This is a genomic window from Mangrovibacterium diazotrophicum, from assembly GCF_003610535.1.
GTDB lineage: Bacteria > Bacteroidota > Bacteroidia > Bacteroidales > Prolixibacteraceae > Mangrovibacterium > Mangrovibacterium diazotrophicum.
On record NZ_RAPN01000002.1, the window covers coordinates 68,130 to 87,883 of the forward strand.

Annotated in this window: 19 protein-coding genes; 10 read left to right on the forward strand and 9 right to left on the reverse strand. The window is 44.1% G+C overall.

From position 1 onward, the window contains the following. Window positions 1–10 precede the first annotated feature (10 nt). The 9 genes from BC643_RS16515 to hemE all read left to right on the forward strand — a co-directional run bounded on the left by BC643_RS16515 (window position 11) and on the right by hemE (window position 9,154). On the forward strand, window positions 11–1,429 hold the full coding sequence (locus tag BC643_RS16515) for a tetratricopeptide repeat protein (protein WP_120274383.1): 1,419 nt from the start codon (window positions 11–13) through the stop codon (window positions 1,427–1,429). Window positions 1,430–1,432: 3 nt separating this feature from the next. Further along, a complete protein-coding gene (locus BC643_RS16520; RefSeq protein WP_120274384.1) occupies window positions 1,433–2,191 on the forward strand; it encodes a phosphosulfolactate synthase in 759 nt (252 codons plus the stop codon). Between the two features lie 252 nt (window positions 2,192–2,443). Continuing rightward, a complete protein-coding gene (locus BC643_RS16525) occupies window positions 2,444–2,821 on the forward strand; it encodes a hypothetical protein (RefSeq protein ID WP_120274385.1) in 378 nt (125 codons plus the stop codon). A 49-nt stretch (window positions 2,822–2,870) separates the two neighbouring features. Beyond that, a complete protein-coding gene (gene hemA / locus BC643_RS16530) occupies window positions 2,871–4,127 on the forward strand; it encodes a glutamyl-tRNA reductase (protein WP_120274386.1) in 1,257 nt (418 codons plus the stop codon). Then, the gene (gene hemC / locus BC643_RS16535; protein WP_120274387.1) at window positions 4,117–5,046 is read left to right on the forward strand and encodes a hydroxymethylbilane synthase; all 930 of its coding nucleotides are present in this window, start codon (window positions 4,117–4,119) and stop codon (window positions 5,044–5,046) included. The genes hemA and hemC overlap by 11 nt, the downstream gene beginning before the upstream one ends. Before the next feature lie 5 nt (window positions 5,047–5,051). Beyond that, a complete protein-coding gene (locus tag BC643_RS16540) occupies window positions 5,052–5,801 on the forward strand; it encodes a uroporphyrinogen-III synthase (protein ID WP_120274388.1) in 750 nt (249 codons plus the stop codon). 3 nt (window positions 5,802–5,804) lie between these two features. After that, window positions 5,805–6,797 (forward strand): porphobilinogen synthase, encoded by a 993-nt coding sequence (hemB, locus tag BC643_RS16545; RefSeq protein WP_120274389.1) that lies wholly within the window; start codon window positions 5,805–5,807, stop codon window positions 6,795–6,797. A 22-nt stretch (window positions 6,798–6,819) separates the two neighbouring features. After that, complete coding sequence (hemL, locus tag BC643_RS16550; RefSeq protein WP_120274390.1) at window positions 6,820–8,109, forward strand: glutamate-1-semialdehyde 2,1-aminomutase; 1,290 nt, start codon at window positions 6,820–6,822, stop codon at window positions 8,107–8,109. 13 nt (window positions 8,110–8,122) lie between these two features. Next, on the forward strand, window positions 8,123–9,154 hold the full coding sequence (hemE, locus tag BC643_RS16555; RefSeq protein WP_120274391.1) for a uroporphyrinogen decarboxylase: 1,032 nt from the start codon (window positions 8,123–8,125) through the stop codon (window positions 9,152–9,154). Window positions 9,155–9,364: 210 nt separating this feature from the next. Here the strand turns inward: hemE and BC643_RS16560 are convergent, their stop codons facing one another. The 8 genes from BC643_RS16560 to BC643_RS16595 form a co-directional block, all read right to left on the reverse strand. Then, window positions 9,365–9,772 carry a DUF4332 domain-containing protein gene (locus BC643_RS16560; protein ID WP_120274689.1) on the reverse strand — a complete coding sequence of 136 codons (408 nt, stop codon included), beginning with the start codon at window positions 9,770–9,772 and terminating at the stop codon, window positions 9,365–9,367. A gap of 98 nt (window positions 9,773–9,870) precedes the next feature. Further along, entirely contained in the window at window positions 9,871–10,728 is an 858-nt protein-coding gene (gene ypfJ, locus BC643_RS16565) for a KPN_02809 family neutral zinc metallopeptidase (protein WP_120274392.1), read from the reverse strand. Window positions 10,729–11,174: 446 nt separating this feature from the next. Further along, window positions 11,175–11,624, reverse strand: a complete 450-nt coding sequence (locus tag BC643_RS16570; RefSeq protein ID WP_245995008.1) for a DUF3276 family protein — start codon at window positions 11,622–11,624, stop codon at window positions 11,175–11,177. A 112-nt stretch (window positions 11,625–11,736) separates the two neighbouring features. After that, a complete protein-coding gene (locus tag BC643_RS16575; RefSeq protein ID WP_120274393.1) occupies window positions 11,737–12,552 on the reverse strand; it encodes a M48 family metallopeptidase in 816 nt (271 codons plus the stop codon). Between the two features lie 94 nt (window positions 12,553–12,646). Continuing rightward, complete coding sequence (gene folD, locus BC643_RS16580; protein WP_120274394.1) at window positions 12,647–13,522, reverse strand: bifunctional methylenetetrahydrofolate dehydrogenase/methenyltetrahydrofolate cyclohydrolase FolD; 876 nt, start codon at window positions 13,520–13,522, stop codon at window positions 12,647–12,649. Window positions 13,523–13,541: 19 nt separating this feature from the next. Continuing rightward, on the reverse strand, window positions 13,542–14,870 hold the full coding sequence (ffh, locus tag BC643_RS16585) for a signal recognition particle protein (protein ID WP_120274395.1): 1,329 nt from the start codon (window positions 14,868–14,870) through the stop codon (window positions 13,542–13,544). Window positions 14,871–15,413: 543 nt separating this feature from the next. Further along, window positions 15,414–17,207 carry an arginine--tRNA ligase gene (gene argS, locus BC643_RS16590; RefSeq protein ID WP_120274396.1) on the reverse strand — a complete coding sequence of 598 codons (1,794 nt, stop codon included), beginning with the start codon at window positions 17,205–17,207 and terminating at the stop codon, window positions 15,414–15,416. A gap of 113 nt (window positions 17,208–17,320) precedes the next feature. Further along, a complete protein-coding gene (locus BC643_RS16595) occupies window positions 17,321–18,586 on the reverse strand; it encodes an OmpA family protein (RefSeq protein ID WP_120274397.1) in 1,266 nt (421 codons plus the stop codon). A gap of 163 nt (window positions 18,587–18,749) precedes the next feature. On the opposite strand from BC643_RS16595, the gene BC643_RS16600 reads away from it, so the two are divergent. After that, window positions 18,750–19,289, forward strand: coding sequence for a 3'-5' exonuclease (locus BC643_RS16600; protein WP_245995009.1), 540 nt, complete (start codon window positions 18,750–18,752; stop codon window positions 19,287–19,289). Between the two features lie 31 nt (window positions 19,290–19,320). Here BC643_RS16600 and BC643_RS16605 read toward each other — a convergent pair whose 3' ends face one another. Then, on the reverse strand, window positions 19,321–19,737 hold the full coding sequence (locus tag BC643_RS16605) for a DUF5606 family protein (protein WP_120274399.1): 417 nt from the start codon (window positions 19,735–19,737) through the stop codon (window positions 19,321–19,323). Window positions 19,738–19,754 lie beyond the last annotated feature (17 nt).

Genomic DNA, 19,754 nt, shown 5'->3' on the forward strand with positions numbered 1-19,754 from the left:
TTTTCTTTTTATGGACGAAGACGCAAGGGATTATTTAGATAACGAAGAGATCGTAGAGGCTGTCACCCGATTCCGGAAAATGATTAAAGAAAACCGATTCGAATACTTTGATGTGTTTGAATTTGAAGGGATTGTTGATTATTACCTGGATGAAGGAAAGATAAAAAAAGCACTGCTTGCAGTCGAATGCGGACTTCAAATTCACCCTTCATCAGTAGCTCTTAAAATCAAGAAAGCTCAAATATTGCTGGTCGACGGTAAGTCGGAAGAGTGTCTCGAACTAATTCAGTTTGCTGAAGCAATCGAAGATACAAACCCGGATGTTTACCTGGTGAAAGGATCAGCTTTAATCATGCTCGGCATGGTCGAAGAAGCGATCGCTGCCTATGAAATGGCTGTTGAATACAACTCCGACGACAATGATGACCTGATGTACAACATTGGTGTAACATTGGGCCAAGCCGGCGAAGTTGACAAAGCGATTTCATTTTTGGAACGTGCTTTCGAAAATAACGCTCAAAACGAGTTGGTTTTATACGAGTTAGGGTATTATTACGATCGCGTTCAGGATTTTACGAAGAGTATTGAGTTTTATAACAAATACCTGGATCTCGATCCCTTCAATGCATCCGTTTGGTACAATTTGGGGATCACGTTTAATCGGATCGGAGAGCACGACAAAGCTGTTGACGCCTACGATTACTCGATTGCGCTTCAGGAAGACTTTGACCAGGCGTATTTCAACAAAGCAAATGCGCTGTCGAACGCCAATCGTTACGAAGAAGCGATCGGCTGTTACGAAGAATACCTGGAGCGAGACAAAGAGAATGATGATGCCTACTGTTATTTGGGTGAAAGTTATTTGAACCTGGAACAATACAGCGAAGCTTTGAGTAATTATCGCAAAGCAATTCGTTTAAATAAAAATAATTCGAACGCGTGGTATGGTTCCGGACTAATTATGTGGATGGAAGGTAAACTTTCAGAAGCATTGGTATTTTTGAAGAAAGCGCTTAAACTGGATGATGAAAATCCGGATTTCTGGTTGATGTATGGAAAAATCAATCATGAGTTGGATAAATTTGATCAGGCCGAAACAGCCTTTAAAAAGGCAACGGGTTTGGACCCTGACAACGCTGATGGCTGGATCTCATTTGCCGAATTGGAATACGACCGCGGTAAATTGAACAGTTCAATTGAAATTCTGAAAAAAGCATCCAAAATTATTTCCGACGACCCGGCCATTAACTACCGGTTAACGGCTTACTTGCTGGAAAATAACGATGAATTATCCGCTACGGGCTACTTTGAAAAAGCCTTGGAGGTTGATTTCAACAACTACCGGATTTTGTTTGATTATTATCCGGAAGCGCTTCAAAATGAATCCATTAAAAAATTGATTAAAAAACACGAATCAACCAAATTATAAAAAATGAATTTCAATTTGCCGTTTGTCCCTGAAAGACCTGAGAGACCGAGACAGTCAGGTCTTACAATGATGATGGACAAAGGATTATCTCTCCGGGAAGCAGAAAACTTCTGTGAAGTTTGTGCGGAATACACAGACCTTGTTAAATTAGGATTTGGTACAGGTTTATTGACTCCGAACGTAAAAGAAAAAATAAAAATCTATCAACAAGCCGGTCTTCGTCCCTACTTCGGCGGGACATTGTTCGAAGCGTTTATTGCCCGCGACATGCTGGACGATTACAAACGGTTCATCGCTGATGCAGGTGTCGAAACGGCTGAAGTTTCAGACGGTGTGTTGCCCATTGAACATGGAAAAAAATGTGAATATATTGCTGATCTCGCGAAAGACTTCGTCGTACTTTCTGAAGTTGGAACGAAATTGAAAGGCAAAGAAATCACAAACGAAGAATGGGTGAGCTGGATGTTATCGGAACTGGGAGCCGGTGCGTGGAAAGTAATTGCCGAAGCCCGCGAAAGCGGAAACATGGGAATTTACAACGACGATGGTTCAGCCAACAGCGAACTGGTTTTGGATATCCGCAACCACATTGATCCGGACAAGATCCTATGGGAAGCACCTTTGAAAAACCAGCAAGTTTGGTTCATCAAGCTTTTGGGTCCCAATGTAAATTTGGGGAACATCGCCGAGAACGAAGTTATACCGTTGGAAACATTACGGAGAGGTTTGAGAGGCGATACGTTATTAAGCTTTTTACCCTGATAGACAGACGATATCAATCCCCGCTTGTCGGGGATTTTTCATTTATAACGAATAAAATCGGCTGTTTTTCTAAAAAAATCGCATTTGGGGAAACCTATCCGGGCTTATATTGTTTTACCCATAGCAAATCAGAATTTACAGGGAAGAAAGGGTATAATCAACGTTAATATTGATATCTATCAACTTTTTACAAGTGTATTGATATAACAACTTTGACACGGATTGTTAACTTTGTTTCAAAATCATAAAGAGATGTTTTTTGTAGGACTAGCAGGATCGATTATACCTTACATCCTTTTGATGGGCGTAATGCTTGTTTTCACCTTCGGGGCCAACGCCGAGGTGATGGAAAAGCTGTCGCCTGAGAAAGCTGAAGCCAATGTGCTCAAGGTAGAAATGAATGCTGCCACAACTACGAACATTGACCCTGTAAATTTTCACTTCTCGGCATACAACTCCTTCGAAAAATTCGCAAAAGAAAAAACAGACGATCAGTCTGCTTTGATCCTGGAGTGTTCGCCCGAAAAGCCGGAAATAAACGCCTTTAAAGTATTTTCCGAGATACAACCGCATTACAGATCCAATTTCTGCACCCGATATTTTGGTTTATCTCCACCATTCATGGTTTAATCGCTGCTAACTAACTAAATCAACCTAAAGTTTAACTTTTATCTCCACCATGATTGGAATTATTGGATTAAGCCACAAGTCGGCACCTGTAAATATTCGCGAAAAGTTTGCACTCAATCAGGACGATAGTGCCAAATTAGCCAAGCTGATTTGCCATAACAAATATATTCAGGAACTGGTCATCTTATCGACCTGTAACAGAACTGAATTATATTTCAAAGCCGATGAATGCTGCTCTTCGGGAGCTTTTAATATCATCATCAGCTTTTTGCACAAGCATGTGGGCGTTGACGATGAACTGAACAAACATTTCTATCGCTATGCGCACGACAAAGCCGTCAATCATTTATTCCGGGTTGTATCAAGCCTCGAGTCAATGGTTTTAGGTGAATACCAAATCGTATCGCAAATCAAAGAAGCTTTTAACCAGGCTGAGCAAAACGGGACCGTTGGCAAAGTGCTGACCCGCTTGTTTCACAAAGCTTTGGAAACAGGCAAACTGGTACGTTCGAACACTAAAATGAGCACCGGTGCTTTTTCGGTGAGTTATGCAGCGGTTGAGAAATGTAACAACCAGTTCAAAAACCTGAAAGACAAAAACATTTTGTTGATCGGTGCCGGAGAAACCGGGGAATTGGTGATTAAAAACCTGTACAAGAAAGGCTGTAAAAATATTACGGTGACCAACCGTACCATCACAAAAGCCGAGGAACTTGCGAAACGCTACAGTGGTAAAACACTTCCTTACAATCAAATGATGGAAGGCATTCACGAGGCTGAAATCATTGTTAGTTCCATCGCAACCAAAGAGCCAATTTTCAATGCAGCAACGGTAAAACCACACCTGAATGGTCATCCATTGGTGATGATGATCGACTTGGGCGTACCACGTAACATCCATCACGATGTAGCCGATATTCCGGGAATTGCATTGGTTAATGTTGACGACCTCGAAGAAGTTGTTTCCGGCAACCAAGAGAAAAAGCAAGCTTTGGTTTCCGTAGCCGAAGAAATTATTGCCGAAAAAGTAGGCGAATTCTCAGATTGGCTGAATAGCAGAAATCTGTCGCCGGCCATTCAACAAATCATTGCCTCAATGAATATGGTGAACACAACTGAACTGGAGCTTTTCAAGAAGTTTCACTCGGATGAAGATTACCAGCAAATGGAGAAATACGGCAAACACATTACGGAGAAATTAATCAACTCGATGATTAAAAATCTGAAAACGATCAGCGACAACGGCCGTCAAACGGAGTACATCAAAGTTGTCAACGACCTCTTTTCCCAAATCAATGAGCAATAACACAATCAAAATAGGCACACGGGGTAGCAAACTGGCCCTGTGGCAGGCCAATACTGTTAAAGCAGCAATTTCGACTGCTTTTCCCGACTTAAACGTTGAAATCGTCATCATCAAAACCAAAGGCGACATCATTCTGGATGTGTCGTTGTCCAAGATTGGCGACAAAGGTTTATTTACCAAAGAAATTGAAACAGCTCTGATCAACGGTGATGTTGATTTGGCTGTTCACAGTTTGAAGGACCTTCCGACTGAATTGCCCGAAGGTTTGTGCATCGGAGGCATGCTTCCTCGTGGCGAAGTTCGTGATGTTTTCATCTCGAAAGACGGCCGCAAACTGAGCGAAATGACTGCCAACGACCGGATCGCTACTTCAAGCTTGCGCCGTAAAGCGCAGTTGTTGGCCTACAACTCCAACCTGAATATCGTTGATATCCGCGGAAATGTGGATACCCGACTTAACAAAATGAACGACGGCCACTGCGAAGCTTTGTTGATGGCCGGTGCCGGAATCATCCGTTTGGGATACGAAGGTTATATTACCGAACTGCTGGATCCAACGGTCGTGCTACCTGCTGTTAGCCAGGGAGCCGTAGCTATCGAAATTCGCGATGAAGATGAACGCATTCAACGTATCATCGACGCTATTTCCGACGAACAAACATGGAATACAACCATGGCCGAACGCTGGTTGCTGCGCACGCTGGAAGGCGGTTGTCAGGTTCCGGTAGCCTGCTATTCAGAAGTTGCAAAAAACCAACTAACCTTAACCGGATTGGTCGCTTCGATCGATGGAAAACAGGTGATCAAAAAAACGGTTTCGTGCCCGATTGACGAAGGCTCCGAAAAAGCAATCGAATTGGCTGAGGCAATTCTGGCTGAAGGTGGAAAAGAAATTCTCGATCAGATTCGCACAGAATAGCGACAATGGCAGACCGACAAACCGACAATAAGATTCATGGCAAACTAATCATCTGTACTTATCCCCAACCCGAACCGGACGAATTTTCCGTTCAGCTCGAAAAAGCCGGGGCCAAAGTACTTTTCATGCCTGCAATCGAAATTCGGCCCCTCACCTGCCAGTTACCAAAGCAACTTTCGGATTACAATTGGCTTGTTTTTACCAGCAAGAACGGCATTAGCAGCTTCTTCAATCAATACCAACCGGCAGCAAATAACAAAGTTGCCGTTTTGGGTGAAGCAACCGGGAGCGAGTTGAATAACTTCAGCCTGAACGCGAACTATACGGGAACCGGCCGAACCGGTGCCGATTTCGCGAAAGAACTAAAGGACGTGATTCACCCCGGTGAGTCGGTTTTATTGGTTCTCGGAGAACTGGCTCCGGACACTATCCAGCAGGAATTGCAAGCCACCAATTCTGTTGATCGTATCAACATTTACCAGACAGTTGCTCCGGATCATTTCGATCCGGAATGTGTGGAATTAATCGAATCTGAGAGCTATGATCTGATGATTATCAGCAGCCCCTCTGCCATAAAAAATTTGTACCTTGCGTTTCGCGAAAAAATCAGCCAATGGCGCGTCATCAGCATTGGCAAAACAACCACTGCCGCCTGTCGGAACCTCGGAATTGAGCCGCTGACAACGGCAAAAGATTCGAGTTACAAAGGACTGGCAGAAACAACAATTGAATACTTACAACATCAAAATATTTAGATTATGAGTTATCCTGTTACACGCTTACGGAGACTTCGTAAATCAGCCTCTATCCGCAATATGGTTCGCGAGACTGAAGTAAATCGCGACGATCTGATTATGCCTTATTTTGTTTGCCCGGGCGAGAATGTAAGCAATCCCATTAAGTCCATGCCGGGTAATTTTCAACTTTCAATCGACCTTTTGGTAAAAGAAGTTCAGGATTTAGTTGAAACAACTGGCGTCGATAAGATTTTGCTTTTCGGTATTCCTGCAGAAAAAGACGAAACCGGCCACGTGGCTTGTCATCACGATGCTATTGTACCGAAAGCCATTCGCGCGTTAAAAGAAGTGCTGCCGAATATTCTCATTGTGGCTGACGTTTGTAACTGCGAATACACCACTCATGGCCACTGCGGTACCATTATCGACGGCGATGTGGACAACGACAGCACCGTGCACACTTTGGCTGCTCAATCGGTTACACTGGCTAAATCCGGTGCCGATATTATTGCCCCATCGGATATGATGGACGGCCGTATTGGTGCCATCCGTGCAGCTTTGGATGAAAATGGGTTCCAAAATACGCCAATCATGGCCTATTCAGCTAAATATGCTTCCGGCTTCTATGGCCCGTTCCGCGATGCTGCCGAGAGCGCTCCAAAGTTCGGCGACCGCAGCACCTATCAAATGGACCCGGCGAACAGCGACGAAGCCCTGCGCGAAGTAGAGCAGGATATTATTGAGGGTGCGGATATGGTGATGGTAAAACCGGCATTGAGCTATATGGACGTCATCCAACGCGTAAAAACGACATTCAACATGCCGTTGGTTGCCTACAACGTGAGCGGTGAATTTTCAATGGTGAAAGCAGCTGCAGCCAATGGCTGGATTGACGAGGAACGCCTGATCAAGGAGATTCTGACTTCGTTGAAACGCGCCGGTGCCGATGTGATTATCACCTACCACGCCAAAGAATTTGTTTTAAGTGAATTGAAAAAAGGCAACCGAGTGTAAGGTTGCACAAAAGTCAAATCGAATGAACTACTCCAAAAGCATAGCGGCTTTCAAGGAAGCCCAGGAACTAATACCCGGTGGGGTGAACTCACCGGTTCGGGCCTTTAAAAGTGTACAGGCCGATCCACTATTTATCGCAAAAGCCAAAGGTGCCAACGTTTGGGACATCGACGGCAACAAATATATTGACTTCGTATCCTCATGGGGACCGCTGATTTTAGGTCACGCTAATCCGGCGATTGTTGAAGCAGTGCAGAAAGCTGCCGAACTGGGAACCAGCTATGGTGCCCCTACCCTGATTGAAACTGAAATGGCCAAGCTGATTACCGAGATGATGCCATCAGTGGACAAAGTTCGAATGGTAAACTCAGGCACAGAAGCAACAATGAGCGCCCTGCGTCTCGCTCGCGGATACACAAAACGCGACTTGGTTGTGAAATTTGCCGGCTGTTACCACGGGCATGCCGACGCCTTCCTGATTAAAGCAGGCTCCGGAGCAATCACTTTAGGATTGCCGGATAGCCCCGGTGTTACCAAAGCTTCAGCCCAAAATACGCTGACGGCTGAATACAACAACCTGGAATCAGTAAAAGAGCTTTTTGATGCACGCGGCGAAGAAATCGCTGCCGTAATTCTGGAACCGGTTGCCGGCAACATGGGCTGTGTACTTCCGGATGTGGAGTTCTTAAAAGGCGTTCGTGCCATCACCGAACAATACGGTGCTTTGTTGATTTTCGATGAGGTAATCACTGGTTTCCGTTTGTCGGCAGGTGGTGCTCAAAAGCGCTTCGGCATCATGCCCGACCTGACCACGCTGGGTAAAATCATCGGTGGAGGACTTCCGGTTGGCGCTTATGGTGGCCGCAAAGAAATTATGGATCTATTGGCGCCAAATGGACCGGTTTACCAGGCAGGAACGCTTTCGGGCAACCCGCTGGCGATGACTGCCGGAACTGTAATGCTCAGCACCTTGAACAACAATCCTTCTATTTATGAAGAATTGGAACGCAAAGGAGCTAAAGTTGAAGCCGGTTTGAAAGCTGCACTGGAAAGCAACAGCATCCCGGGTGTGATCAACCGAATCGGCTCAATGATGACCATGTTCTTTACCGAAGAAAAAGAAGTGAAATCATTTGATCAGGCCATGAAATCAAACGCGCCTCGTTATGCGCAATTCTTCAAGAAATCGCTGGAAGCAGGCATCTACCTGGGACCTTCGCAATACGAGTGTTTCTTTGTTTGCGACGCGCATACCGATGCGGACCTCGACTACATGATTGAAGCAGCCGATAGCGCCATGAAAAGCCTCTAAACAACCAATAAACATGCAAGATTCAATCTTTTTAAAGAAGCTAAAGGGACAAGAGACAGAGCGTCCGCCAGTTTGGTTCATGCGCCAGGCGGGCCGAGTTCTGCCCAATTACAATAAGCTGAAGGAAGACTACACCTTTCACGAATTGATGGAAGATCCGAAGTTGGCCGCCGAGGTGACTTTGATGCCCATTTATGATCTGGGTGTTGATGCTGCCATTTTGTTTTCCGACATCCTGGTTATTCCGAATGCCATGGGAATGGATTTGGAGTTTACCGATCACGGGCCGGTGTTCAACAAACCACTGAAAGGCTTGACCAATCCAGCCGATCACCTGGCTCCTGTGCCGGAGAAACTGGAATATATTTACAAAAATATCGAGGAAATTATCGCTCAGCGACCAGCCAACATTCCGCTGATTGGTTTTTGCGGCGCGCCGCTGACTACCTTGTGCTACATGGTGCAAGGTATTAGCTCCAACCCGAATTTCCCGGATGCCATTAAGTTCTTGTTTCAACACAAAGCAGAAGCAAAGAAGCTGATCGACGCCATTGCAGATCTTTCGGCCTTTTATGCAAAAAAGCAGATCGAACATGGTGTAGAAGCTTTCCAATTGTTCGAAACGCATGCCAACCTGGTTCCGGTTGAACTATACAACGAGCTGTTTATGCCTGCTGTGAAAAAGATCAGCCGTGCGGTTCGCGAGACGGGTACCCCGTTTATCTTCTTCCCGAAAGGAATCGCTACTGGCTTGAAATATGTGACGCCCGAGTTGGCTGATTTTGTCAGCATCGACTGGCAATTGTCGATGGAAGATGCTCGTGCCATGGTACATCCCGAAGTTGGGTTACAAGGCAACCTGGATCCCCGGTACCTTTACGGAACTCAGGAGGAAATCAAAGCCCACCTGAAGGCTTATATTCCGTTCTTCCAGAAGCATCCGAAATGGATCTTCAACCTGGGACACGGATTCCTGCCGGACATTCCGTACGAAAATGCGAAGTTCGTGGTTGACTGGATAAAATCAGTAGACTGGAAAAAATAACAACCGATATCGAAGGCTGGACGAAAGTTCAGCCTTTTTATCGTCAATACGCCTTCCCGAAACCTATCAGAGATTAGTACCCCGGAAAATATCGAATCTGGATAGGTACGAAAATAAGCTGTCTGAAAAGGCGCAAAGCAATTAGTTCCATACAATGAAGACTTTTTAATCGCTTGGCAAAATCGCTTTTCAGACAGCCAACAAACTCGTTTAATAGGTAACTAAAGGTTCTAGATCTTTTGCCTGTTCAATGTAGTCGGCCACCTGGCTTAAAGCGGGAACAGCCCGGGTAATGTTCTTCTCAGCCTGAACTTCGACAAGCTTCTCATAAAGATTTTCAGCATTACGGGTGCGCAATTCTTTTACCGTTTGAACACCGGCTGCTTTCAATAATTCGGCAAATTGAGATGCAACTCCGGTAATTCGGAACAAATCGGCCATATTAACCCAGTCGAGGATTCTCCATTCTTCGATTCCGGATTCGTCAGCCAACTGTTTTCTTCCCGATTTAGTTGCTCCTGCTTCCAACAGGCCTTCAACTGTTGAGATGTCAACCGCTGCTAATTTTTCGCCATAAACTGGTCCAATTCCTTCAATGTCATTAATTTTTCGTGCCATAATTAATAATTTAAATGATAAAACTAACACCAGAATTTTCTCCAATTCCACCAAGAAGTTTATCGATCAACTCATCAATTTTCAAATTAGCCTCGAATTCAAAAAGCCTCGGAATCAAACGTATTACCCTCGTCGAGCTTACCGGTTGTAAAACCCTTTTTAAACCAAAACAGCCGTTGTTCAGAGGTGCCGTGTGTGAAAGAATCGGGAACAACATAGCCCTGTGTCTGCTGCTGGATTCGGTCATCGCCAACAGCCTGCGCGGCATTTAGCGCTTCCTCCAGATCACCCTCTTCCATGATGCTTTTTGTTCGTTGCGCATGGTGAGCCCAGACCCCGGCGAGGAAATCAGCCTGAAGCTCCAGATTGACATTCTGGGCATTATAAGCCGTCTCCGAAACGCGCCCTCTCAACGCATGAACCTGATCGAGCGTCCCGAGAAGTTTTTGCACATGATGTCCAACTTCGTGAGCGAGAATATAAGCGACGGCAAAATCTCCTTCAGCCCCGAGCTGACGCTGCAACTGATCCAGAAAACTCAGATCGATGTAGACCCGTTCGTCATTGGGACAGTAAAATGGTCCGGTGGCCGCGCCGGTAATGCCGCATGCAGACTCTACGCGGCTGCTAAACAATACCAGTGTAGGCTCGCGGTATTCCATTCCCATATTCTCAAATAAGGCATGCCAAACATCTTCCGTATCGGCTAAAACGACACTGATAAATTCTTTCACCTCTTCTTCAGAGGCACTCCCCTGGTAATCCAAGTCGGCTGCTGTGTTGCCTTGTTCGCTGGGCATCACATTCAGAACCTCATTGGGATCTCCTCCCAAAAACATGACGATAAGCGCAAAAACAACTGCACCAATTCCTCCGCCTATTCCTATTTTTCGTCCGCCGCTCATCCCTCGGCGATCTTCAACATTCGAACTTTGTCGTCTTCCCTTGAATCGCATAAATCCAAAATTTAACAGTTACAAATGGCAAAATTTAGTCTGCAACGAACGATAAACATCCTTGCCGTGCTTTCCGGAAAGCTTTGAATATCCTGCTTCAAAACTATTCGATAACCAGTTTGTGTTTCCAGTGTATTTTTTCGGATTCGCCTCTCTTCGGACGATCAGCAGCAGGTGATTTAGTCCTGTATTTCATTTCTCTAAGGAATTTGGCGGACTACCCTGCCTGTTGGGAAATATCTGTCAGAATGTAATTTTTCTGATTTCTATACAAGTTACCGAACTTTTACTACAAACAGAATAAGAATCTGTAAAAAATTATTTTAAACAAGACACTTTTCCAACTGCCTGTAGTTTTACGAAACATTGTAGTCAATTCGCCAATTCTAAAGGCATAAAAAAAAGCTGTCTTCTCAGACAGCTTCAAATAATGTTTTGGTATTAAATCAGTTATTCAAATCTTCAAATTCAACATTGGTATAATCTTTTACCAATTCTTCGTCTTCTAATTCCAATTCGTCTTCAACATCAATCACTGCCATTTTAGGCTTTTCCTCTACAACCTCTTCTTCTCTGTAATATTCACGCTCGCTGGTTTCGTCATATGGCTGCTGGTTTACAATGAAATCCACAACCTCGTTCAAACCATCCGCAAATTTCTCGAAATCTTCTTTGTAAAGGAAAATTTTATGTTTTTCAAAGTGAAACTTACCGTCTTGTTCGTAGCGTTTTTTGCTTTCAGTAATTGTCAGATAATATTCGTCTTTTCGGGTCGATTTTACATCGAAGAAATAAGTTCTTTTACCGGCACGTACAGCTTTTGAATAGATCTCCTGCTTAAATTTACCATCCATTTCTTCGTTCAATTCATCATTCTTATCAAAGCCTTCCATCATTTTCGTTTTAGGTTAGTCACAAGTTTATCTTCAAAAGTAAACAAATATTCTGAAAATTATAAAAAACTGTTAATAAACAGTTGCCATCCGATTAAGCAGACAAATGTTCAGTTTACTGGCCTGAATAGTACTTCAGCGCCTCCGGCATCTGCTTCTCTAAAGCGGCAATTCGGTTCTGATCAACCGGGTGAGTACTGAGCCATTCCGGGGTTCCACCGCTGTTAGCCGACATGCGTTGCCAAAAAGCCACAGCCGAACGCGGATCGTATCCTGCAATTGCCATGAAGATCAAACCCATTTGATCCGCTTCATATTCGTGCTTGCGCGAGAAGGGCAACATCACTCCCACCTGGGTAGTCGCTCCGTAGGCCATATTGTACAAAGCTTTGGTTTCTTCCGGTTTTTCCTGAACGGCAGTCGACAAGGCCACCCCTCCCATTTGCACCAGCATTGCGTGGCTCATCCTCTCGTTACCGTGCCGTGCAACCGCGTGAGCGATTTCGTGCCCCATCACTACAGCAAGACCACTTTCATCCTGGGTGTAAGGTAAAATGCCCGTATAAACGACGACTTTGCCACCCGGCATACACCAGGCATTCGGCACATCGCTATCCACCAGGTTGAACTCCCATTTGAAATTTTCGACATAACTCCCAAAACCGTTATCTCTAAGATACTTTTCAACGGCGGCAGCCATTTTAGCGCCAACGCGTTTGACCATCTCGGTTTGTTGCTTGTTAGTTGAAAGCTTGTTTTCTTTCAGAAACTCATCATAATTAGTTAAACTCATCGAAACCATGTCCGACTCCGGGATTAAACTGAGCTGGCTTCTTCCGGTTAACGGAACCGATTGGCATGAATGTAGAAATAAAGCCGCTGCGACAAGCAGACAGCCAGTTAAAGCAGATAGTTTTGTTCTTCGTTTCATTGCACACAATTTTTGACCATCTAAAGTAAGCAATTTGAAACAAAAAAAAGGTGACCATAAGGCCACCTTTTTCAAAATATCTTTATCATAAATACTAGCTGTAAATTTCCTTCTTTGCAGCCAGCAGCGTATTCTTCAATAACGAAACACGGGTCATCGGTCCTACTCCGCCCGGAACAGGTGTAATGAATGCACATTTATCAGCTACTTCATCAAATACAACGTCGCCTTTCAGTTTCCATCCCGATTTTGTTTCTGTCGATTTCACACGAGTTGTACCCACATCGATAACAACAGCTCCAGGTTTCACCATGTCGGCTGTAACAAAACCAGGAGAACCAATTGCAGCAATCAAGATGTCAGCATTCGCGCAAACTTCTTTTAAGTCTTTTGTACGACTGTGAGCTACGGTTACCGTTGCGTTCATTTCCTTTTGAGACATCAGAACGCTCATCGGGCGACCAACAATATTGCTGCGGCCAATCACCACACAATTTTTGCCGGATGTTTCGATACCGTGACGTTTGATTAATTCAACAATACCATCGGGTGTTGCCGAAACAAACGAAGGTAAACCGATAACCATACGTCCTACGTTGATCGGGTGAAAACCGTCGACATCCTTTTTCGGATCGATGGCCTCAATTATTTTTTGTTCGGAAATATGTTTCGGAAGCGGCAACTGAACGATGAATCCATCCACATCAGCATCCTTGTTCAACTCGTCCACTTTGGCCAGCAATTCAGCTTCAGTCACATCATCTTCATAACGAATCATGCTCGATTTGAAACCGACTTCTTCGCAATCTTTGATTTTATACGCAACGTACGTCTCGCTTCCACCGTCGTGACCAACCAGGATCGCAGCCAAATGAGGTGTTTTGCCTCCTGCAGCCTGGATCGCTTTCACTTCCTGTGCAATTTCGGCCTTAATGGTTTTGGCCGTTTTATTTCCGTCAATTAATTGCATTCGTATTTCTTTATAAGGATTAACGTCTTCTCATATTACCCATCATACCGCGCAGGTTCTTTCCGCCCGAAACCATACGCATCATTTTGCGTGTTTCGTCGAATTGCTTGATCAAACGGTTTACTTCCTGGATATTCGTTCCTGAGCCCTCAGCAATCCGTTTGCGACGGGTACCGTTCAAAAGCGCCGGATCCTCGCGCTCAGCCGGAGTCATGGAATAAATAATTGCTTCAATATGTTTGAAAGCGTCGTCTTCAATGTCGATATTTTTCAACGCTTTTCCCATTCCCGGGATCATGGCAGCCAAATCCTTCAGGTTACCCATCTTTTTGATCTGCTGAATCTGAGAAAGAAAATCGTCGAATGAGAACTGGTTTTTCGCCAATTTCTTTTGCAACTGGCGGGCTTGTTCGGCGTCGAACTGCTCCTGTGCACGTTCAACCAACGAAACAATGTCACCCATACCCAAAATACGGTCGGCCATACGCGACGGGTGGAACACGTCGAGCGCATCCAGTTTTTCGCCGGTACCAACAAATTTGATTGGCTTGTTGACTACCGAACGGATTGAAAGCGCCGCACCACCACGGGTATCACCATCCAATTTGGTCAAAATCACACCATCAAAGTCCAGACGATCGTTGAACTCTTTCGCAGTGTTCACAGCATCCTGACCAGTCATGGAGTCAACCACAAACAAAATCTCGTTCGGGTTAATTGCTTTCTTAACGGCAGCAATCTCTTTCATCATCTGCTCGTCGATCGCTAAACGACCGGCGGTATCGACAATAACAAGGTTTTGACCATTTGCTTTTGCCGATTTGATCGCAGCAGTAGCAATAGCCACCGGATCCTGATTTCCAGGTTCACTGTATACAGGTACGTTGATCTGTTCACCTAAAACTTTCAACTGGTCGATCGCAGCCGGACGATAAACGTCACAAGCAACCAACAACGGTTGTTTGCCTTTTTTCGATTTCAGGAACTTTGCCAACTTTCCGGAAAAAGTTGTTTTACCGGAACCTTGCAAACCTGCCATCAAAATAACAGTCGGATTGCCTTGCAAATTCACGTCAACCGCTGAACCACCCATCAGTTCAGCCAATTCGTCGTGTACAATCTTAACCATCATCTCGCCTGGCTTAACCGCGTTCAGCACGTTTTCACCAAGTGCTTTCTCTTTTACCGACTCGGTAAAAGTTTTGGCAATTTTATAGTTGACGTCAGCGTCCAATAAGGCGCGTCTGACTTCTTTTAATGTTTCGGCAACATTTATCTCAGTAATTTTGCCCTGCCCTTTCAGCAGCTTAAATGACCGTTCTAACTTCTCATTAAGATTCTCAAACATAGTAGAAGTACAATTGATTTTTTAAAGCTCGTGCAAAAGTACAAAAATAAAATGAAGAAGAATTTTAAAAAAAAATTGTTTTAGGGGGTATCCTTTTTCTGGTTACCGGAATTAAGTTGTGAGTGCGCGAAAAACGAGAAAAATAAAAGTAAGCTAAAAGAGTGGTATCTTAATTTACTTTCCACGAACATAATGAAAATGCACATTGAACTAATCAGTTTCGACACGATTAATTCACCGCATTGAAGTTATCCTGTGAGACGTTTCGTTTCTCGACTCTCAAAAGTTACATAAGGATTAATAGCTTAAACGATAAACTGTTAATTCAGATAAAAAGTCCCTTTTTCACGAATCGCAATTTTCTAGAATTTGGGGGTCAGCGGACCCCCTTTTTCTTTTTATCCACCCCACCAAACAAGCAAATACAGCAGAATACTATAATTTTAAAATAACAGAAGGCAACCATAGCTGATTGCCTTCTGAATTTCTTATGTCGTGAACGACCTTAAATTTAGTCGTCCTTCATTTTCAAATTATATCAAATTACATACGTTCAGGAACTGAAATTCCCATCAAGCCCATACCCGATTTTACGATTTTGGCAACGTTGGCTGAAAGTACCAAGCGGAATTTCCGAACATTCTCGTCCTCTTCATTCAGGATTGAATGATCGTGATAGAATTGATTGAATTCTTTTACCAGGTTGTAAACGTAATTAGCAATAACTGCCGGGCTGTACGCCTCGGCTGCTTCGCTCACGGTAGCCGGGTAAAGCGAGATTGTTTTAATCAGCTCAGTTTCTTTTTCCGAAATCGTCAATGACGAGTCGAAGTTAACCGCTGGCTCGATTCCTTTCTCGGCTGCTTTACGCAGGACCGAGCGAATACGTGCATATGTGTATTGAATAAACGGCCCTGTGTTACCATTGAAGTCAATCGATTCTTCCGGATTGAACAACATGTTCTTTTTCGGGTCAACCTTCAGAATGAAATATTTCAAAGCACCGAGAGCGATTGTTTTATAGGTTTCAATGGCTTCTTCTTCGGTGTAGCCATCCAGTTTACCCAATTCTTCCGATGTTTTGCGGGCAACTTCAATCATTTCGGCCATCAAATCATCGGCATCCACAACAGTTCCCTCGCGGGATTTCATTTTACCGTGAGGCAATTCAACCATTCCGTACGAGAAGTGGTGCAATCCTTTTCCCCAGCTGTATCCCAGTTTGTCCAGCAAAATCGACAAAACCTTGAAGTGATAGTCTTGTTCGTTACCCACCACATAAACCATCTTGTCAATTTTGAAGTCGTCAAAACGCAACTTTGCTGTACCGATATCCTGAGTCATGTAAACTGAAGTACCGTCGCTACGCAACAGAATCTTCTGGTCCAAACCTTCTTCCGTCAGATCAGCCCAAACAGAGCTGTCTTCACGCTGAACGAACGTCCCTTCTTTTAAACCACGCAACACTTCGTCGCGGCCCACAAGGTAGGTTTCAGATTCGTAGTAGATTTTATCGAAATCAACTCCCATTTCTTTGTAAGTTACGTCGAAACCATCGTAAACCCACTGGTTCATCATACTCCACAATTCAATGGTTTCATGATCTTTGGCCTCCCATTTACGCAACAACTCGCGGGCTGCAACAATTGACGGAGCCTGTTGCTCAGCTTCTTCCTTTGAAGCACCTTTGGCAACCAACTCTTCAATTTCGGCTTTATAATGTTTATCGAATAAAACATAGAAATCGCCTACCAGGTGGTCGCCTTTGATGCCTGTGTTCCCGGGCGTTTTACCTTCACCCCATTGCTGCCAGGCATACATCGATTTGCAAATGTGAATCCCGCGGTCATTCACAATATTTGTTTTCACCACGTTTTTGCCATTCGCCTTCAGAAGTTCACCCAATGAATAACCGAGCAGGTTATTGCGGATATGTCCCAGGTGCAGTGGCTTATTCGTGTTTGGCGACGAGTATTCAACCATTACCAAAGGCGAATCTTCTGTAGCTTGTTCAAAACCGAATGTTGGATTCTGAAAAGCATCAGCCAATTGGTTGATCCAATACGAAGTTGAAACCGTCACATTCAAAAAGCCTTTAATAACTGAGTAGGCATCCACTTCGGTAACTTGCTCCTGTAGGAATCCACCCAAATCATTGGCAGTTTGTTCCGGCGACTTTTTCGAGATTCGCAAGAAAGGGAAAACAACAACTGTTAAATCGCCTTCAACATCTTTACGGGTATTCTGAATCTGTACATTTTGAGGGTCAAATTCCTGTCCGTAGAGTTGCTGAATGGCCAGCGCTACTTTCTCTTTTATGATTTGTTCAATAAACATGTTTGAATTTTTTTAGGGATGGGCAAAGATAATAGATTCTGCCTTAATCGATGATTGACAGGCATAAAAAAAGCCCCGCGGTTAACGGGGCTTGTTCTTATCGATTAAATAATTTATTCTGCAACGAAAATTTCAAATTCAACCCGTCGGTTCAGACGGCGGTTTTGTTCCGTGTTGTTCGGAGCTACCGGGTTCTCCTCGCCCAAACCGTTGGTCGAAACAATCCGGCTGCGGTCGAATCCCATACTAGTCATAAAGCGCATCACCGATTCAGCTCTCTTTTCCGAAAGCTTTTGGTTGTAGTCTGCGCTGGCCAAATCGTCGGTGTAACCCCACAAGCGTACAAGGTAGGCCGGATTTTTCAGCAGCATATCCACCAGATTCGCGATCTTGTTCTTGGTATAATCGGTCAGGTAACTCTGGTCTACCACAAAATAAACCGGTCTCACTTTAATATCCAGCACCCTCATGTTGCCACTTTTCACCGCTTCAGCTGCGGTCATTTGGGATGGTTCAGTTTTCTTCTCATCCTCTTTCTTGGCATTCGGATCCGGACAGCCGTTAAACTCTTTCTTGCCTTTCACATCCGGGCAGGCATCGTCTTTATCGGGGATACCATCACCATCCGCATCCGGGCAGCCACTTGTTGAACTTGGGCCTGGCTCTGTCGGGCATTCATCTAAGTGATCAATTACCCCGTCATTATCCGTATCAATCGGGCAACCATTCTCATCAACAAAAACATCGCGAGGCGTATTTGGACATTTGTCTTTTTTATCCGGAACACCGTCTCCATCCGAGTCTTTCGATCCTCCAATCGTGATCTCGATGCCAACAGTTGCTTTCCATAGGTTATCTCTGTATGTTGGCACCAAACGATCAACAACCACATTGTCATCGGACCAAGTTTCGATATGCTCATTTACTTTAGCACCGTTCACGTAGCCAACTTGCGCATACAACGAAATATTACGCTTGATCGGATATTTCGCACCAAGTCCTAAATTGAAGTTGATTTTATTTACGTTGTTATCCGAAATGTATCCGGGGCCCGCGAAAACATAGGGCTTCAAGACACTACTTTCCGGAAGAATTATTCCATTATAGAATTTATACCGAACCGCAATTGTCGTTAACGATACATCCAGATTACTTTCAATTTTATTGTTAGCTAATCCGAAATTTTGACTGATATAGAAGTCGAGCGAAGGATTAAAATAACGGCTGATATAAAACTCAGGCATGTAGCCCAAGCTGCTCTCACCCAACGCGCCGTAAATACCGGAACCAACTCCTGCAGCCCATTTCCGGTCTGAGGTCTGAGCAGAAGCTGACAAAACAAGTAAACTAACAATAAAAAGTAGAAGTTGTCTTTTCATAGACAGGCAATTTGGTTATTTAGAATGAAAACTAAAATTTCGCTAAATTATTTTATTTGATTGGTAATTTGTTTAACATGTTCGAAAAAGTTTCCGAGAAAATCATTTTTCCTTCCGTTCTTCAATGTTGTTTCCCTATTTTTACCGAAAATCACAGACTGATTTGTATACCATCATCGACATAGAAACCACGGGACAGAGTTACAAAGACGGCAAGATTACTGAAATTGCGGCCTACCGGCACAACGGAATTGAAGTTGTCGATTCATTTACCAGTCTCATCAATCCGGAATGTCACATCCCCTACTTCATCACCGAGTTGACCGGAATCAGTAATGAAATGGTAGCCTCGGCTCCCCGGTTTTATGAAGTAGCCAAACGTCTTGTAGAGATTACTGCCGGAACCATTTTTGTGGCGCACAATGTTTCGTTCGACTACAAATTTATACAGGAGGAATTCAAACGACTGGGCTATGAATACAAACGCAAAACCATGTGTACGGTAAAATTAAGTCGTAAATATTTACCGGGGCATCCATCCTATTCGTTGGGAAGAATTTGCGATGATTTGAACATTGGAATTGATGGCAGGCACCGAGCTTCAGGAGATGCTTTGGCTACTGTGAAATTATTCGAGTTGATTTTGCACAAGCATATTAACGGTACGCCCAATGGTGATGCTCGTCAGCCAAAGTTATTTTGACAAAAAAGCCATGCTTTTGCATGGCTCTGAATTATTTTTCTTCGTCTTTTGTTTCTTCAACTTCCGCTTCTTCGTCAAAATTCAGCAGATCATTTTTCAAAAGAAGGTTGTACCATTGAATCACCTTTTTCATATCCGAGGTGTAAACACGATCCTGATCGTATTCCGGCAATACTTCGCCAAAATAAGCTTTCAACGCATTACCTTCCAGTTTTCCAACTTCGGCACCGTTTTGTTTTTCCGCGATTGATTTCAATACTTCTTTCAAGGCTACTTCTCCGGTTTGGGTAAAAATAGCGATGTCCTCTAATGAACTAATTTTAGAAGTAGAATAAGCGGGTTGGCGTTTGCCGGTCAACAGCGACTCGACAATGATACTGCTTTTCGCTTCCGCAACCAGTTTAAAAAGTCCTGGTTGACCTGAAATTGATAATATACCTTTCAACATAGTCTGTTTTCAATTTT

Excerpts from the sequence above, each read along its gene's own strand:
- BC643_RS16575 (WP_120274393.1), bottom strand. The coding sequence starts at position 12,552 with ATGAAACGAAGAACAAAACTATCTGCTTTAACTGGCTGTCTGCTTGTC.
- BC643_RS16570 (WP_245995008.1), bottom strand. The coding sequence starts at position 11,624 with ATGATGGAAGGCTTTGATAAGAATGATGAATTGAACGAAGAAATGGAT.
- BC643_RS16525 (WP_120274385.1), top strand. The coding sequence starts at position 2,444 with ATGTTTTTTGTAGGACTAGCAGGATCGATTATACCTTACATCCTTTTG.
- hemA (WP_120274386.1), top strand. The coding sequence starts at position 2,871 with ATGATTGGAATTATTGGATTAAGCCACAAGTCGGCACCTGTAAATATT.
- BC643_RS16605 (WP_120274399.1), bottom strand. The coding sequence starts at position 19,737 with ATGTTGAAAGGTATATTATCAATTTCAGGTCAACCAGGACTTTTTAAA.
- BC643_RS16515 (WP_120274383.1), top strand. The coding sequence starts at position 11 with ATGGACGAAGACGCAAGGGATTATTTAGATAACGAAGAGATCGTAGAG.
- hemB (WP_120274389.1), top strand. The coding sequence starts at position 5,805 with ATGAGTTATCCTGTTACACGCTTACGGAGACTTCGTAAATCAGCCTCT.
- BC643_RS16560 (WP_120274689.1), bottom strand. The coding sequence starts at position 9,772 with ATGGCACGAAAAATTAATGACATTGAAGGAATTGGACCAGTTTATGGC.
- ffh (WP_120274395.1), bottom strand. The coding sequence starts at position 14,870 with ATGTTTGAGAATCTTAATGAGAAGTTAGAACGGTCATTTAAGCTGCTG.
- folD (WP_120274394.1), bottom strand. The coding sequence starts at position 13,522 with ATGCAATTAATTGACGGAAATAAAACGGCCAAAACCATTAAGGCCGAA.
- hemC (WP_120274387.1), top strand. The coding sequence starts at position 4,117 with ATGAGCAATAACACAATCAAAATAGGCACACGGGGTAGCAAACTGGCC.
- BC643_RS16595 (WP_120274397.1), bottom strand. The coding sequence starts at position 18,586 with ATGAAAAGACAACTTCTACTTTTTATTGTTAGTTTACTTGTTTTGTCA.
- argS (WP_120274396.1), bottom strand. The coding sequence starts at position 17,207 with ATGTTTATTGAACAAATCATAAAAGAGAAAGTAGCGCTGGCCATTCAG.
- hemE (WP_120274391.1), top strand. The coding sequence starts at position 8,123 with ATGCAAGATTCAATCTTTTTAAAGAAGCTAAAGGGACAAGAGACAGAG.
- BC643_RS16520 (WP_120274384.1), top strand. The coding sequence starts at position 1,433 with ATGAATTTCAATTTGCCGTTTGTCCCTGAAAGACCTGAGAGACCGAGA.
- ypfJ (WP_120274392.1), bottom strand. The coding sequence starts at position 10,728 with ATGCGATTCAAGGGAAGACGACAAAGTTCGAATGTTGAAGATCGCCGA.
- BC643_RS16540 (WP_120274388.1), top strand. The coding sequence starts at position 5,052 with ATGGCAGACCGACAAACCGACAATAAGATTCATGGCAAACTAATCATC.
- hemL (WP_120274390.1), top strand. The coding sequence starts at position 6,820 with ATGAACTACTCCAAAAGCATAGCGGCTTTCAAGGAAGCCCAGGAACTA.